The sequence below is a fragment of the Nocardia sp. NPDC005825 genome (assembly GCF_040630175.1).
In the GTDB taxonomy this organism is placed as follows: Bacteria; Actinomycetota; Actinomycetes; order Mycobacteriales; family Mycobacteriaceae; genus Nocardia.
In genome coordinates this window covers 23,085-37,539 of record NZ_JBEXXC010000015.1, presented here as the reverse complement: position 1 = coordinate 37,539, position 14,455 = coordinate 23,085, and the positions used below count along the sequence as shown (strand labels likewise).

Annotated in this window: 14 protein-coding genes; 6 read left to right on the top strand and 8 right to left on the bottom strand. The window is 70.8% G+C overall.

Translation table 11 applies throughout. The features are described from left to right. Position 1: 1 nt before the first annotated feature. Positions 2-556 carry a helix-turn-helix domain-containing protein gene (locus ABZ382_RS30670; RefSeq protein ID WP_357096161.1) on the bottom strand — a complete coding sequence of 185 codons (555 nt, stop codon included), beginning with the start codon at positions 554-556 and terminating at the stop codon, positions 2-4. Between the two features lie 109 nt (positions 557-665). On the opposite strand from ABZ382_RS30670, the gene ABZ382_RS30665 reads away from it, so the two are divergent. After that, positions 666-1,514, top strand: a complete 849-nt coding sequence (locus ABZ382_RS30665) for an SAM-dependent methyltransferase (protein WP_357096158.1) — start codon at positions 666-668, stop codon at positions 1,512-1,514. Positions 1,515-1,535: 21 nt separating this feature from the next. Here ABZ382_RS30665 and ABZ382_RS30660 read toward each other — a convergent pair whose 3' ends face one another. Beyond that, entirely contained in the window at positions 1,536-1,928 is a 393-nt protein-coding gene (locus ABZ382_RS30660; RefSeq protein WP_357096156.1) for a hypothetical protein, read from the bottom strand. Between the two features lie 43 nt (positions 1,929-1,971). Beyond that, positions 1,972-3,195: an ATP-binding protein gene (locus tag ABZ382_RS30655; RefSeq protein WP_357096153.1), complete on the bottom strand. Its 1,224-nt coding sequence runs from the start codon at positions 3,193-3,195 to the stop codon at positions 1,972-1,974. 286 nt (positions 3,196-3,481) lie between these two features. On the opposite strand from ABZ382_RS30655, the gene ligA reads away from it, so the two are divergent. Together ligA and ABZ382_RS30645 are read left to right on the top strand one after the other, a co-directional pair. Then, the gene (gene ligA, locus ABZ382_RS30650) at positions 3,482-5,539 is read left to right on the top strand and encodes an NAD-dependent DNA ligase LigA (protein ID WP_357096399.1); all 2,058 of its coding nucleotides are present in this window, start codon (positions 3,482-3,484) and stop codon (positions 5,537-5,539) included. 59 nt (positions 5,540-5,598) lie between these two features. Continuing rightward, positions 5,599-6,114 carry a GNAT family N-acetyltransferase gene (locus tag ABZ382_RS30645; RefSeq protein WP_357096396.1) on the top strand — a complete coding sequence of 172 codons (516 nt, stop codon included), beginning with the start codon at positions 5,599-5,601 and terminating at the stop codon, positions 6,112-6,114. A gap of 28 nt (positions 6,115-6,142) precedes the next feature. Here the strand turns inward: ABZ382_RS30645 and ABZ382_RS30640 are convergent, their stop codons facing one another. The 3 genes from ABZ382_RS30640 to ABZ382_RS30630 all read right to left on the bottom strand — a co-directional run bounded on the left by ABZ382_RS30640 (position 6,143) and on the right by ABZ382_RS30630 (position 7,990). Next, entirely contained in the window at positions 6,143-6,682 is a 540-nt protein-coding gene (locus tag ABZ382_RS30640; protein ID WP_357096151.1) for a hypothetical protein, read from the bottom strand. A 26-nt stretch (positions 6,683-6,708) separates the two neighbouring features. After that, on the bottom strand, positions 6,709-7,128 hold the full coding sequence (locus ABZ382_RS30635; RefSeq protein ID WP_357096148.1) for a hypothetical protein: 420 nt from the start codon (positions 7,126-7,128) through the stop codon (positions 6,709-6,711). Positions 7,129-7,339: 211 nt separating this feature from the next. Next, the gene (locus ABZ382_RS30630) at positions 7,340-7,990 is read right to left on the bottom strand and encodes an amino acid-binding protein (RefSeq protein ID WP_357096145.1); all 651 of its coding nucleotides are present in this window, start codon (positions 7,988-7,990) and stop codon (positions 7,340-7,342) included. Between the two features lie 245 nt (positions 7,991-8,235). Between ABZ382_RS30630 and gatC the strand changes: the two genes are divergently transcribed. The 3 genes from gatC (at position 8,236) to ABZ382_RS30615 (ending at position 12,224) form a co-directional block, all read left to right on the top strand. Next, entirely contained in the window at positions 8,236-8,535 is a 300-nt protein-coding gene (gene gatC, locus ABZ382_RS30625) for an Asp-tRNA(Asn)/Glu-tRNA(Gln) amidotransferase subunit GatC (protein ID WP_357096144.1), read from the top strand. Beyond that, positions 8,532-10,001 carry an Asp-tRNA(Asn)/Glu-tRNA(Gln) amidotransferase subunit GatA gene (gene gatA, locus ABZ382_RS30620; RefSeq protein ID WP_357096141.1) on the top strand — a complete coding sequence of 490 codons (1,470 nt, stop codon included), beginning with the start codon at positions 8,532-8,534 and terminating at the stop codon, positions 9,999-10,001. The genes gatC and gatA overlap by 4 nt, the downstream gene beginning before the upstream one ends. A gap of 231 nt (positions 10,002-10,232) precedes the next feature. Continuing rightward, on the top strand, positions 10,233-12,224 hold the full coding sequence (locus tag ABZ382_RS30615) for an ADP-ribosylglycohydrolase family protein (RefSeq protein WP_357096138.1): 1,992 nt from the start codon (positions 10,233-10,235) through the stop codon (positions 12,222-12,224). Here the strand turns inward: ABZ382_RS30615 and ABZ382_RS30610 are convergent. Beyond that, entirely contained in the window at positions 12,185-13,477 is a 1,293-nt protein-coding gene (locus tag ABZ382_RS30610; RefSeq protein WP_357096135.1) for an alpha/beta-hydrolase family protein, read from the bottom strand. The genes ABZ382_RS30615 and ABZ382_RS30610 overlap by 40 nt on opposite strands. 131 nt (positions 13,478-13,608) lie before the next feature. Then, the gene (locus ABZ382_RS30605) at positions 13,609-14,394 is read right to left on the bottom strand and encodes a hypothetical protein (RefSeq protein ID WP_357096132.1); all 786 of its coding nucleotides are present in this window, start codon (positions 14,392-14,394) and stop codon (positions 13,609-13,611) included. Positions 14,395-14,455: the final 61 nt, after the last annotated feature.

Here is a 14,455-nt window from a genome sequence, read left to right as displayed (position 1 = left end):
GCTACATCCGCTCGACGATGCCGAGCGCGATGGCCACCGCCGCCGCGTTGCTCTCCTCGTCGGACAGCTCCAGGTCGCCCATCATGGACAGGCTCCAGCTGATGGCCAGCAGCGCCTGCCGGGCGTGGAACACGGTCAGCGGGTCCCGGCTCGGCGCGCTCATCAGGTCCGCCAGCACCCGGAACTGGTAGCGCAGGCTCGTCCCGAACCCGAGGTCGCGGAACGCGGGCTGGTTCTCGTGCCAGAACCGGATCATGTCCTTGCCGAGGCTGTGCAGCAGCGCCCCGTACCGGGTCACGATCTCGCGCGCCCGTTCCCGCCCCTCGGGGGCGCTCTCGGCCCAGGTCACGATCTCGTCGACGCCGCCCCGCAGATCCTCCGACAGACTGGCGACGATGTCTTCCTTGGTCCGGAAGTGGTAGTACAGCGCGGCTTTCGTGACTCCCAGGCGTTCGGCGATCTCCCGCAGCGAGGTCTTCTCGTATCCCCGCTCCGAGAACAGCTCCATGGCGACGGCCCGAATCCGCTCCCGCGTGTCACTACGACGCCCGTCCATCGAATCCCTTCATTTTGCTTGACGCCCGGCAAGGAAAAAGCCTAGCGTCTTCCTCACCGCCAGATACCTAGCCGGGCGGCAAGTTAATTCACTCGCGGGGAGCAGTGACATGACCGAATCAGCAGCGACAGTGCCGGTCGACGGCGTGGCCATGACGGCGATCGGGGTGGCCGTCATCCGGGCGCGGGAGTCCGAACGCACCGACCGCCTCTACGACGATCCGCAGGCCGCGGCCTTCGTGGCCGCCGCCCGCACGGGTTTCGACCCGGACCGCTGGGCCCGCGTGGAGGCCGTGGCGGACCAGTTCTACGAGGGCCGCACCGTCGGCGTGCACCTGGTCGACGAGCGATTCCGTGCGGCGATCACCGCGGGCTGCGCCCAAATCGTCCTCCTGGGAGCGGGTTTGGACACGCGCGCCTACCGCATGCCCCTGCCGCCGGACACCCACGTGTTCGAGATCGACCTCCCGGAACTCTTCGCGTTCAAGGAACCCGTCCTCGCGACCCTGCCCGCCACCTCCGGCTGCCACCGCCACGTGGTCGTCTCCGACCTGCGCGACGACTGGCGAACCCCCTTGCTGGCAGCCGGTTTCACCCCGAGCGTCCCCACCTACTGGGTGGACGAGGGCTCCCTCGGCTACCTGGACCAGGACTGGAACCAGCGCGTGGTCCGCACCCTCACCGACCTCTCCGCCCCCGGCAGCCGTTTCGGCGCGGCCCGCTACGTCGTCGACCCCGACGCCCCGCAGTACCGCGACCTCCGCCGCCTGGTCGCCGGTGACCGAGCCCCCGACCCGGCCCCCATCACCGCATCCCAGGACCTCGACGTCCAGTCCTGGCTCGACTCCCTCGGCTGGTCCACCGAGTTCCACAGCTGGAACGACATGACGGCCCACCTCGACCGCCCGGTCGGCCCCCTCGACCCCCGCATCGGCAATATCGCGGCCGTCCGCCGCTGACGATGACCCCTGGCCGGAGGATCAGCCCTGATCCTTCGGCCGCTTCGAGCCGAAGTAGGGGCGGGCGCCCGGGTGGCCGAGCTGCCATTTGTCGGGCTTGCCGCTGGGGTAGGCGACGGGGATCTGGTCGCCGATGGACGGCCACTGGTTGACGTCCCAGGCGAAGCGGCCGTAGACCTCGTGCGCCACCACGGTGGGACCGGAGATGCTGCCGCTGATGGTGACGTACTGTTCGCCCGGTTCGGCGGGGCGGGGGCTCACGCCGGTGACGTGCAGGGTGCCGGATTCCAGCTCGGCGGGGGCGCCGAAGCCGGGCAGGGCGCCACCGCCGCCGCCATTGGCGCGGCGGTAGTACATCACGGTCGCGGCCAGGGCGCCGCCGATCAGCAGGACGAACGCGAGCTGGATGAGCATGGAGTCCATGCTAGGCGGCGTCGCGTCCGGCCCCGGGCAGCGGCTAGTGGGCGGTGAGTTCGGAGACGCCGTGGTGGCGGCGGAGCTGCCAGACGGTGGTGCGCTTGGACTGGGAGCGGCCGTTGCCGCGGTCGATGAGGGTGCGGTTGGCGGTGGTGAACACCAATTGCGCGCCCTGGGTATTGGTTTCGGGGTTCTGGAACAGCTGGATGAGGCTGTCGGCGGTCTCGGGGGTGAGGGCGGCGTCGATATCGTCGACCGCCAGCACGCCGCCGGTGTCGAGGGCGTCGAGCATGGGCGGGAGCAGGCGCAGCATGGCCAGGGTGGCGCTGGACTCGTCGGCGATGTCGAAGGCGGTCTCGATGCCCTCGTGGGTGAGGCCCAGGCCGACGCCGCGGCGGGCCACCATGCGGGAGTAGAGGGCGTCGCGGGCGGCGTAGAGATTGGCCAGTTCGCGCTGTAGCAGGGTGACGGTGATGCCGTGCTCGAGGAACATCTCCTCGGCGTAGTTGGCCGACACCGTGCAGTTCTCGATTTCCTTTGTGGTGGACGAGATATCGGTGTCCAGGTCACGCAGGTAGTCGGCGTACATGGGATCGTCCGAGGGCAGCAGCAGATCGGTGATGCCCAGGTCCGCGCCGCGCAGCAGGGTCAGCAGCCGCACCGCGTGATCGGTGGAGCGGGAGATGTGCGAGCCCACGCGGTGCGCGATCTCCTGCGGATCCGGTTGCCCGCACTGCACTTCCAGCAGCGACTGGAACCACCGGTAGGCGGGCACCAGCGGTTCGGCGTACAACTGCCCGGACAGGCTGAGCAGCAGCGCGTTCGGCCGCACCAGCGGCACCACCGCCCCCAGGCCGTACCGGGCGGCCTCGAACATGGGTCCGATCCGGATGTCGTCCCCGGCGCGTTCGAAGACCACCCGCTTGCGATTGTGCGGATGCGAGTGCAGCCATTCGGCCGCCACATCGGCATTGTCGAGCCGGAATCCGTAGGTGTACGGGCAGCCCTCGGCGACGAAGTTGGCCACGAATTCCGAAGGGCGATCCGAGAATCCGAGATGCGGGGTGCGGTCGGGCCCGGAGTACGGGTCCCACCCGGTGACCGAGTTCAGCACGGCGTCGCGCATGCGGTCGAGCGCGTCGATGAGACCGGTCTTGCCGGTGGCGGCCGCGCCGTACACGGCGGTGACCGGCGTGGCGACCGGTCCGCTACCCCGGGTCAGCCGCAGCTCCTGCGGTTCGGCGAGGGACCGATGGTTCGTCACCTGAAAACTACGCAACACCCTGGACATCCTGCCGGTCGCGGGTCGGAAATGCGACTCACCTTATTCGGACGTGGCGGTCGGATTGCGGGCGGGCCGCGAATGACGCTGCGCGACAGCGCGAACGGTCGCGCGCGCGGGCCGCGACACGGTCGCCGCGACCCGGCGACGAGTCGTTCCGATCGCCCGAGAATGCGGCTCGACGTGCGGGAATGTTTGATCGAACCTGTCGGTGGGGCGGGATAGAGTGCCTGCTGTGAGCGAATCGGGCAGCGAATCGGGCAAGGAGATCACCGCGGCGAGCGGGGACGAGCGGGTCGAGTGGCAGCGGCTGGCGGAGGAGGTTCGCGACCACCAGTTCCGCTACTACGTGCGGGACGCGCCGATCATCACCGACGGTGAGTTCGACGAGCTGTTCAACCGGCTGGCGGCGCTCGAGGAGTCGCATCCGGATCTGCGGACCCCCGACTCGCCGACCCAGCTGGTCGGGGGCGGCTTCACGACGGAATTCGCGCCGGTCGATCACCTGGAGCGGATGTACTCGCTGGACAATGTGTTCAACGAGGACGAGATGCGGCAGTGGATCGCCAAGGTGGAGGCCGACGCCGGCACCGACCTGCACTACGTCTGCGAGGTCAAGATCGACGGCGTCGCGCTGAACCTGGTGTACGAGGACGGCAAGCTGGTGCGCGGCGCCACCCGCGGCGACGGCCGCACCGGTGAGGACGTCACCCTCAATGCCCGCACCATCGAGGACATCCCGCACGAGCTGGTGCACAGCGACGAGTTCCCGGTGCCGAAGCTCCTCGAGGTGCGCGGTGAGGCGTTCATGACGCTCGCCGACTTCGAGTCCCTCAACGCCGCCATCGTGGCGGAAGGCAAACCGCCGTACGCGAATCCGCGCAATACCGCGGCCGGCTCGCTGCGCCAGAAGGATCCGGCGGTGACGGCCCGCCGTCGGCTGCGCATGATCTGCCACGGCTTCGGCCGCCTGGAGGGTTTCGCGCCGGAGTCGCAGCACGAGGCGTATCGCGCGCTGGCCGCCTGGGGTCTGCCGGTGTCCGCGCACACGGTGCGGGTGCAGGGCGCGGACGCGGTGGTCGACCGCGTCAACTACTGGGGCGAGCACCGCCACGACATCGAGCACGAGATCGACGGCCAGGTCGTCAAGGTCGACGAGTTCAGCCTGCAGCGCCGCCTGGGCGCCACCTCGCGCGCGCCGCGCTGGGCCATCGCCTACAAGTACCCGCCGGAGGAGGCCACCACCAAGCTGCTCGACATTCAGGTGAATGTCGGTCGCACGGGCCGGGTTACGCCGTTCGCGGTCATGCAGCCGGTGACGGTGGCGGGCTCCACGGTCGCCATGGCCACCCTGCACAACGCCTCCGAGGTGCAGCGCAAGGGCGTGCTCATCGGCGACACCGTCACCATCCGCAAGGCCGGTGACGTGATTCCCGAGGTGCTCGGTCCGGTGGTGGACGCGCGCGACGGCTCCGAGCGCGCCTTCGTGATGCCCACCCACTGCCCCGAATGCGGTACCGAGCTGGCTCCCGCCAAGGAGGGCGACGCCGATATCCGCTGCCCCAATCAGCAGTACTGCCCGGCGCAGCTGCGGGAGCGGGTGTTCCACGTGGCCGGGCGCGGCGCGTTCGATATCGAGGCGCTGGGCTACGAGGCCGCCATCGACCTGCTGAAGTCGGGCGCGATCGCCGACGAGGGCGACCTGTTCGCCCTCGACGAGGCGACGCTGCTCACCACCACGCTGTTCACCAACAAGGCGGGCACGCTGTCGCAGAACGGCAAACGCCTGCTGGAGAATCTGGATTCGGCCAAGAATCGCCCGCTGTGGCGCGTCCTGGTCGGCCTGTCCATCCGGCACGCGGGTCCCACCGCGGCCCGCGCCCTGGCCACCGCCTTCGGCAGCATGGACCGCATTCGCGAGGCCTCGGCCGAGGAACTGGCCGCCACCGACGGCGTCGGCCCGACCATCGCCGCCGCGGTCACCGAATGGTTCACCGTGCCATGGCATCTCGACATCGTCGACAAGTGGGCCGCCGCCGGCGTCCGCATGGAGGACGAGCGTGACGAGTCCATCGAACGCAACCTCGAGGGCCTGTCCATCGTGGTGACCGGTTCCCTGCAGACCTTCACCCGCGACGGCGCGAAGGAAGCGATCCTGATCCGTGGCGGCAAGGCCGCCGGATCCGTCTCCAAGAAGACCGCTTTCGTGGTCATCGGCGACTCGCCCGGCTCGAAGGCCGACAAGGCGGAGGAACTCGGCGTCCCGATCCTCGACGAGGAAGGCTTCGTCAAACTCCTCGCGGGCGGCCCCGAGGCGGTGTCGTAGCGACCGCCGGGTACCGGTGGGATGACGGTGTGGGATCGATCGAGGACGGAGTTGTGGTGATGGGCGCGGACGGTGACGCCGTGGTGATTCGGGATGCCGAGGCCGGAGATTTCGCCGCGGTCGGTGAGTTGACGGTCGAGGTGTATGTGGGCGAGGGACATGTGAATCCCCAGAGCCTGTATGTCGCGGAGCTCGCCGACACCGCCACCCGCGCGGCGTCGGCGGAGATCCTGGTGGCGGTGCGCGGCGGGGAGCTGCTCGGCTCCCTGACCATGGCCCGGCCGGGCACGCCGTTCGCCGATATCGCCCGGCCCGGGGAGCTGGAGTTCCGGATGCTCGCGGTGTCCAAGCGCGCCCGCGGCCTCGGCGTCGGCCGCGCCCTGCTGGAGCGGGTGATCGAGACCGCCCGCGCCGAGGGCTTCGACGCGGTGGTCCTCACCACCATGCCGACCATGCAGGACGCTCGCCGTATGTACGACCGGTTCGGTTTCGCGCATGTGCCGGAACGCGATTGGCACACCGATTCGGGGCTGCCGCTGACCGTCATGCGATTCGACGTCGCGGCGGGGGAGTGACCCCGCGGGGTCTGGACCGGTCCGGAATCTAGGTCAGCACGCCGTCGATACAGAGCGACGCCGTGCGCCAGGTCGGGGCCGGGCGGGTGCCGTCGAAAGTCCATCCGGCGATGGGTTCGGCGGCCTTCCAGAGCAGCACGTCCCCGGAGACCCGGACCACCTGGTACACGTCGTCGGTGCCCGGGATCAGCTGATTGCCGACGCAGTAGTCGGTGTAGCTGGTGCCGGGTTGCCGTGCGCCCGGACTGAATTGACCGACCGGGCTGCCGGTCGCGCCCGGTGTCCGGACCGTGGCGGGCCGGTCGGTATCCGCACCGGTGAACCAGTACGGCGCCCCGGCGTCGGTGCCGCACCGGAAGCTGGTGCCGCCCGCGATGACGGTGCTGTCCTGCGGGTAAGTCGTTCCCGCCCACAGGCACCCGCCGCGGGCCCGGCGCTCGCCGGTCTCCGCCTCGGCGGTCGCGGCCAGCGGCAGCCCGGCGACGGCCAGGGCGGCGATGGCGATGGGCGCGGCGGCGGCCCGCCCGAAGCGTCGCGAGCCGCGCCGCGTGGTGATTGCAGTGGTCATTGTCGCTCCCTGGTCTCGGTACGTGGTCAGCAGTGGCTGGCGAGCGCGGGGCAGACGGTGTAGCCGGAACCGTCCCGGTCCCACTTGGGCGTCCAGGTGGCCGGGTCGCCGCCGCCGACCCGGTTCGGCGGTTGGTGCGGCGGGCGGACCGTGCCGGGTTTCCGCGGGTGCTGATTCTGGAGAACCGGATCGGTGTCGGTGTGGTTGAAGCCGAGCGGATCCCGGGCGTGGATGCCGGTGTTGTCATTGCCGTGCGTGATGATGCCGGACCGGTTGCCGCGGTCCCCGGACGTCCGCGACGAGTCGGAGGCTCCGGGTGATGTGCCGCCGTGTGTGGACGGTTCGGCGGATGCCTGTCCCGCGGCGAGCACGGCGGAGCCGGCCAGTGGGGCCAGGATCAGGCCGATGATGCGGAGGTGGGGTCGTGGTCGATGGGCGTGCTGCATGGCGTCATTGCCTCTCTGCGCGGCGTCTCGGCCGTTCCTTATCTACTAAGTAAGAACGTAGATGACCTACGTAGGTGAATAGTAGATAAAACCTGGGAATCTACTGAGTTCCTACGTAGGAAACGGGAGGCGCGCAGCGGCCCGGCAATGCGAAACGCCCCCACCGGATCTCCGGTAGGGGCGTGAAACGCGAGGTGAAAGCGGGTGCGGCTCAGCCCAGCACGGTCGCGACGATGCCGGCCAGATAACCCAGCCGAGCCACCTCCGAGGGCCGGAAGTCCGGTCCGCCCGGGCGGCCCAGCAACAGCACCTTGCCGGTATTGCCGAGCGGCGCGGCCGCCAGCTTGGTGTCCATGTCCTTCCACAGGTCCGGCACCCAGTCGGCGTCACCGTCGAGCACCGACGGCTTCTCCAGGGGCATCCACGGCGCGGAGGCGGCCTGCGTGGACGGCGCGCTCTGGGAACCCACCACCCGGTAGGCGCCCTGCGGGCCCATGTCGATCACGGTCGACCAGCCGACCCGCAGCACCCGGGGCGCACCGTCGACGAGCACCTGCAACCGGTCGTCGCGCGCATTGGCGACCTGGTCGATGAGCTCGAGTTCGCGGTGGGTGTCGAGAATCCCCGAGTACGGCCGCAGCGAATCCACTTGCACATCGTGCAGTGATTCGGCGGCGGTGATGAGGGTGTCGGGCAGTGCGCCCGTCGGCACCTCGACGACGATGTCGTCGATCGCGAAGCCGTCACCGCGCTCGACGACATCCAGCGAGAGGATGTCCGCGCCAACGGAACCCAGCGCCAGCGCCAGCGATCCGAGACTCCCCGGGCGATCCGGAAGTTGCACGCGAAGCAGGTATGACACGTGCCTTCCTTTCTTTACTGTGCGACCGAAACTTTCCGACGGGTACCCGAGTCCCGCAATACTTACACCCTCGAGAGCCCGTTATCGAATCGAAGCATCTGCTGTGACGCGGGCCACCTACCCGCGGGTCACACATTGATGGTGCCAGGTCCGGCGCGTACCTGCGACCGGTGGCCGAAGGTGAACCCACTAGGCTGTCGGATGGCCAATCACCTAGCTCGAACCATGCCGAAAGGGGTCCCGCGGTGCCCGCCATCTCCAGGGACGAGGTAGCCCACCTCGCCCGGCTGTCCCGGCTCGCTTTGACGGACGACGAACTCGATCTGTACGCCGGTCAGCTGGATTCCATCCTGACCCACGTCGCACAGATCTCGCAGGTCGCCGCCGCCGATGTGCCCGCCACCGCATCCCCGAATCCGGAGACCAACGTGACGCGCCCGGATGTGCCGCGGCCGTGCCTGACTCCGGACGAGGCGCTCGCCATGGCCCCGGCCGTCGAGGAGCAGCGGTTCATGGTTCCGCAGATTCTGGGAGAGGGCGAATGACCGACCTGACCAAGCTGTCCGCGGCGGAACTCGCGGACAAGATCCACGCCCGCGAGGTGTCCTCGGTCGAGGTCACCGAGGCGCACATCCGCCGCATCGCCGAGGTCGACGGGGAGATCAACGCCTTCCTGCACGTCGCGGGCGAGCAGGCGCTGGTCACCGCCGCCGAGGTGGACCGCCAGGTCGCCGCCGGGACCGTGGCCTCGCCGCTGGCCGGTGTTCCCTTGGCGCTCAAGGACGTTTTCACCACCGTCGACATGCCGACCACCTGCGGGTCGAAAATGCTCGAGGGCTGGGTGTCGCCCTACGACGCGACGCTGACCACCAAGCTGCGCGAGGCGGGCATCCCGATCCTCGGCAAGACGAACATGGACGAGTTCGCCATGGGTTCGTCGACCGAGAACTCGGCGTACGGCCCGACCCGCAATCCCTGGGACACCGAACGGATTCCGGGTGGTTCGGGTGGCGGCTCGGCCGCCGCGCTGGCCTCCTACCAGGCTCCGCTGGCGATCGGCACCGACACCGGCGGCTCGATCCGCCAGCCCGCCGCGGTCACCGCGACCGTCGGCACCAAGCCGACCTACGGCACCGTGTCCCGCTTCGGCCTGGTCGCCTGCGCGTCCTCGCTGGACCAGGGCGGCCCGTGCGGCCGCACCGTGCTGGACACCGCGCTGCTGCACGAGGTCATCGCCGGGTACGACCCGCGTGACTCCACCTCCCGCAATGTGCCGGTGCCGCCGGTGGTCGCCGCCGCCCGCGAGGGCGCCAAGGGCGACCTGTCGGGCCTGAAAGTCGGTGTGGTGCGCGAGCTTCACTCCGACAGCTACCAGCCGGGCGTCCTCGCCTCCTTCGACGCCGCGGTCGCGCAGCTGAAGGAGCTGGGCGCCGAGGTGATCGAGGTGTCGTGCCCGCACTTCGAGTACGCGCTGCCCGCCTATTACCTGATCCTGCCGTCGGAGGTGTCGTCGAACCTGGCGCGCTTCGACGCCATGCGGTACGGCCTGCGCGTCGGCGACGACGGCACCCACTCGGCCGAGCAGGTCATGTCCATGACCCGTGAGGCCGGCCTGGGCCCGGAGGTCAAGCGCCGCATCATGATCGGCACCTACGCGCTGTCCTCGGGCTACTACGAGGCCTACTACGGCCAGGCCAACAAGGTCCGCAACCTGATCGCGCGGGACTTCGACAAGGCCTACGAGACCGTCGACGTGCTGGTCTCGCCGACCAGCCCGTTCACCCCGTGGAAGCTGGGCGAGAAGGTCAACGACCCGCTGGCCATGTACCTCTCGGACCTGTGCACGCTGCCGACCAACCTGGCCGGGCACTGCGCCATGTCGGTGCCGTCCGGGCTCAGCGCGGACGACGGTCTGCCGGTCGGTCTCCAGATCATGGCCCCCGCCCTGGCCGACGACCGCCTGTACCGGGTCGGCGCGGCCTACGAGGCGGCCCGCGGCCCGATCGCCTGATCGGTCCGATCCCGCAAGCGAATTCGGCCCCCGTCGGTGTCCACCGGCGGGGGCCGTTCGCTGTCCGCGGACCGGACCGGTGCGCCGCAGGTCAGCGGGGGATGTGCGCTGTTGTCCGGCTTGTCCGATTCCGGGCAGTCGGTATCCGGCCGATCCGGCATTGCCTGCGACGCGTCGGTCCCGACCGGTAGGCTGGCAGCGTTTCGGCGTGTGTGAAGGGTTTGTCAGGGGATGTTGCGACGCGGCGAGGTCTTCGCGGGCTACGTGATCGAGCGCGAAGTGGGCCGTGGCGGAATGGGTTCGGTCTACGCGGCCCGCCACCCTCGGCTCCCGCGGCTGATCGCGCTCAAACTGCTGCACCGGGAGATGTTCGGCGACAACGAGACCCGGCAGCGCTTCGAGCGCGAGGCCGATGTGATCTCCCAGCTCGACCACCCCAACATCATCACCGTCTTCGACCGTGGTGACGAGGGCGAGCAGCTGTGGATCGCCATGCAGTACGTGGACGGCGTCGACGGCGCGTCCATCGATCCCTTCGACCTACCCCCGGACCGGGCGGTCGAGATCATCGTGCAGACCGCGGCCGCACTGGATTACGCGCACGCGCGCGGCGTCCTGCACCGCGACGTGAAGCCCGCGAACCTGCTGCTGTCGCGTTCCGGCGGCATCGGCACCGGCTTCGCCGAACGGGTCCTGCTCAGCGACTTCGGCATCGCCCGGGTGCTCGACGACACCGCGCACCTGACCCGCACCGGCATGCTCAACGCCACCCTCGCCTACGCCTCCCCGGAGCAGCTGACCTCCGCGCCCATGGGGCCGCGCTCGGACCAGTACTCCTTGGCCTGCACCCTGTTCCGGCTGCTCACCGGGCGCGGGCCGTTCGACGCGCCGAACATCGCGACCGTCATGCTCGGCCATCTGCAGTCCCCGCCGCCGTCGGCCCGCCAGTTCCGGCGTGAGGTCCCCGCTGAACTGGACGCGGTGCTGCGGCGCGCGCTGTCCAAGGACCCGCGCGACCGCTACGAGACCTGCTACGAATTCGCGCGGGCCGCGTGGGACACGGTGGCCGAACCGGTGTCCCTGGTGCGGCGGCCCCGCGCGCTGGCCGCCGACCGGCTGCCCCGCGAGGACACCGTGCGCGGCTGCCTGTTCGGCGGCGCCATCGGGGACGCGCTGGGCGCGCCGATCGAGACCATGCTGCTGCGGAACATCCAGCTGCGCTACGGGAATCAGGGCGTCACCGGTGAGGGCGGCGGCTACAAGGGCCGTATCTCCGACGAGACCCAGCTGACCCTGTTCACCATGGAGGCGCTGATCCGCAGCGCGCGCGTGCGGGCTCGCGGCAATGCCGCGGCGGTCGGCATGATCCAGGAGAACCTGCTGGTGTGGCTGCGCGGGCAGGGGCAGGCCGCCGTGCCCGAACAGCCGGTGCCGTTGCAGAGCGGGCTGACCATGTATCCCGAGCTGATGACCTACCGGGGTCCCACCCAGACCACCATCTCGGCCATGCTGCGCGCGGCCGCCCGGCAGCGGCCGGGCACGCCGCTGGGCACCCGCGATCATCCGATCAACGACTCCAAGGGCTGTGCGGCCGTGGTGCGTTCCGCGCCCTGCGGATTCACGCCGTCGCTCGAGCACGCCTTCGAATTGGCCTGCGACGCGGCGGCCCTCACCCACGGCAACCCGAGCGGCTGGCTGCCCGCCGGCACCTTCGCGGCCACCGTGTACGGCTTGGGCAGGGGACTGGACGTGCGGACCGCGGTGGAACAGGCCCGCGCGCAGCTGGTCCGGAACCGGAACCACGAGGAGACCTCCGAGGCGCTCGACGCGGCCGTGCGGCTGGCCGACACCGTCGCCTTCCGGGGACGGCCCATGCCCGCGCCCGGACTGCTGGAACGACTGGGCAGCGGCGTCATCGGGTCCGAGGCCCTCGCGCTGGCGGTGTGCGCGGCGGTGTGCGCCGAGAATGTCGGCGGCACACCGGAAGAGATCTTCCGCAACGGCGTGCTGCTGGCCGTCAACCACTCCGGGGACAGCGACTCCACCGGGTCCATCTGCGGCGCGCTGCTCGGCGCCCGCCTGGGCGCGGACGCCATTCCGGAGGTCTGGCGGGCCCGGCTCGACGCGGCCGCCGCCATCGACCGGCTGGTCGCGGACTTCACCCGCGAGGTCCGCGAACCGACTCAGCAGCCCGGCAGTACCGTGCCCTGGTCGACGCCGTAGCGGTGCCCGTGACCGGCGGGGGCGTCCAGCGCGCCCAGCAGGTCGGCGGAGGTCTGCAGGAAGCTCACCACCGGAAACCACGGCGGGACCGGAGCATCCGGCCGAGTGCCGGTGAGATCCGGTGCGCGCCACAGCAGGGACGGCGACCAGCGCACCACCGGATCGGAGGCATTGGCCAGCACCGCCGCCCGCCCGTGCCGCACCTGCCCGCCCGGCGGGCCCGCCCAGAGCGCGCCGCAGGTCCTGCGGTCCAGGTCGGCGTCATCGGTGAACACCGCGCTGCCGCCGAGCGCGCCCAGGCTCTGCCCGTAGATGTAGAGCTTCGGCGGGTCCGGCAGCGTCGAAATCCGTTGTTCGACAGCCCGGAACAGGGCCCGCGCCGACTCCTCGGCGGCATCGCGCCCGAAGACGAAGGTGACCCAGCTGGGCGCGTCCGAGTACTGCACTCCGACCAGCGCCACATCGCCGCCGAACCGCGCGTCCAGTCCCTTGGCGGCATCGCTGTCGATCCACCCCGACCCGGTCGGCACGGTCACCACCAGATTCCGCCGTTCGAATCCACCCGTCCGCTCCAGCTCCCGCACCGCCAGCGCCACCCGGGCCTCGAGCCCCGCCGCCGAGTTCAACCCGACATACACCCGCACCGCCCGCGCCGGCGTCCCCGCCACGAACCGCCGCCCCTGCGCTCCCAGCGACGGCCAGCTCGCCATCGACACCGGACTCCCCGACCGGGTCGGTGAATCCGGTTGCACCAGCTCCGGATCCACGAACGAATCCGCCGCCGCGTACGCCGCCCGCCGCCACTCCACCACGCCCGGCACCACCAGCAGCTGCGCCGCCACGCCCAGCGCCACCCCCGCCGCGATACTCCGCGCCCGCCCCAATCGCCCCACCACCCACCGCACCCCGTGCGCCAGACCCACCACCAGCGCCACGATCGGCACCGTCCACACCAGCCACTGCACCCAGTACCCCGGCCCGATACCCCCGACCCCCATGGCATTCCGCAGCGAATTCTGCCAATGCTCCGCATACCCCATCGCACCCCCGACCAGCCCCGTCCCCGCGACCGCCACCGGTACCCGCCACCGCGCCAGCCGCTCCACCCCGAACCGGGTCCAGCGCAACACCATCCGAACGATCCCCGCCACCGCCAGCCCGATCAGCACCAGCAGCGCGGTCACGATCGCCTGCGCCGACGGCGTGCGCGGCAGCAGCCCCGGCGCCAGCGACGCCAGCGTCCCGCCCACCACCGCCGCGCTCGTCCCGACCCGTGGGGCGCGGAACCATGTCCACCCCGATGCCCCACGAGACCGCGGCGCGAGGGTCGCATCCGTCCGCACCCGCTCGGGGCGCACGCGGCGAGCGGCGTGCCCGGCGGGGATCACAGCGCCACCGCCGCGGCGGTACCGGCGATCGTGACGCCGCGTTCCCGAGCCGCTGTGCCACGGCGGGAGCGGGTGCGGCGCGCCAGAACGGTTGCCGCGCAGGCCAGTCCGGCGATGCCGGCTCCGGCCGCGACGAGGGCGGCGGGAGTGGGGCCCGCGCCGGTGTGCTCGAAGAACGGCTCGTAGACGGGGCTGCCGTAGTCCTGGCGGATGGAGTTCAGGTCGACGGCCGTCGCGGCGATCGTCGCCATGACCTGGCACCGAGTGCGCGCCATCGCATCCTCGCGGGCGGCGCAGGCGGTGTGCATGCGCTGTTCCAGTGCGGCGTCCACGGATCGGCGGGCCCACGGGCCCAGCGGCTGGCCGTGGGCGGCGGCGTAGCGCAGCAGGTCGTAGCCGAGGTCGTGGGATTTGCAGGCCAGGTCGAACTCGGCGGGCAGGGGGACGGGGGAGGAGCAGTCACCCTCCGGGTTGAGGAGCATGCCCGCCTCGACGACGGGTCGGTACCCGGCCGCGGTCGCGAAGTCGCCGGGGATCGCGGTGGGATTCGGCCGGGCGGCGATCGACTCCAGCAGGCCCGCTCGGGCCGACGTGCTCTCGGTTCGGCGCGGCAGGTCGGCCGCCGCGCCGGCCGCCGGGGCGAACGCGACGCCGACCGTGCACACGACGGCGGCCGCGGCCGCGAGCGCGCCGTACCGGTGGAGCCCGGCGGAGTCGTGCGACGGGATGGCGGACGAGGTGGAACGGGGCGAATTCCTGCGGGAAGTCGGGAACGCTCTCATGGGATCGACGCTAGGAATCGGCCTCCGACCGGGGCGTCAGCCTGTGGGGCGGTTGCGTCGT

Coding starts and splice junctions, on each gene's coding strand:
- ABZ382_RS30640 (WP_357096151.1), bottom strand. CDS start 6,682: ATGACCACTGCAATCACCACGCGGCGCGGCTCGCGACGCTTCGGGCGG.
- ABZ382_RS30665 (WP_357096158.1), top strand. CDS start 666: ATGACCGAATCAGCAGCGACAGTGCCGGTCGACGGCGTGGCCATGACG.
- ABZ382_RS30645 (WP_357096396.1), top strand. CDS start 5,599: ATGGGCGCGGACGGTGACGCCGTGGTGATTCGGGATGCCGAGGCCGGA.
- ABZ382_RS30615 (WP_357096138.1), top strand. CDS start 10,233: ATGTTGCGACGCGGCGAGGTCTTCGCGGGCTACGTGATCGAGCGCGAA.
- ABZ382_RS30635 (WP_357096148.1), bottom strand. CDS start 7,128: ATGCAGCACGCCCATCGACCACGACCCCACCTCCGCATCATCGGCCTG.
- ABZ382_RS30670 (WP_357096161.1), bottom strand. CDS start 556: ATGGACGGGCGTCGTAGTGACACGCGGGAGCGGATTCGGGCCGTCGCC.
- ABZ382_RS30605 (WP_357096132.1), bottom strand. CDS start 14,394: ATGAGAGCGTTCCCGACTTCCCGCAGGAATTCGCCCCGTTCCACCTCG.
- ABZ382_RS30660 (WP_357096156.1), bottom strand. CDS start 1,928: ATGCTCATCCAGCTCGCGTTCGTCCTGCTGATCGGCGGCGCCCTGGCC.
- gatA (WP_357096141.1), top strand. CDS start 8,532: ATGACCGACCTGACCAAGCTGTCCGCGGCGGAACTCGCGGACAAGATC.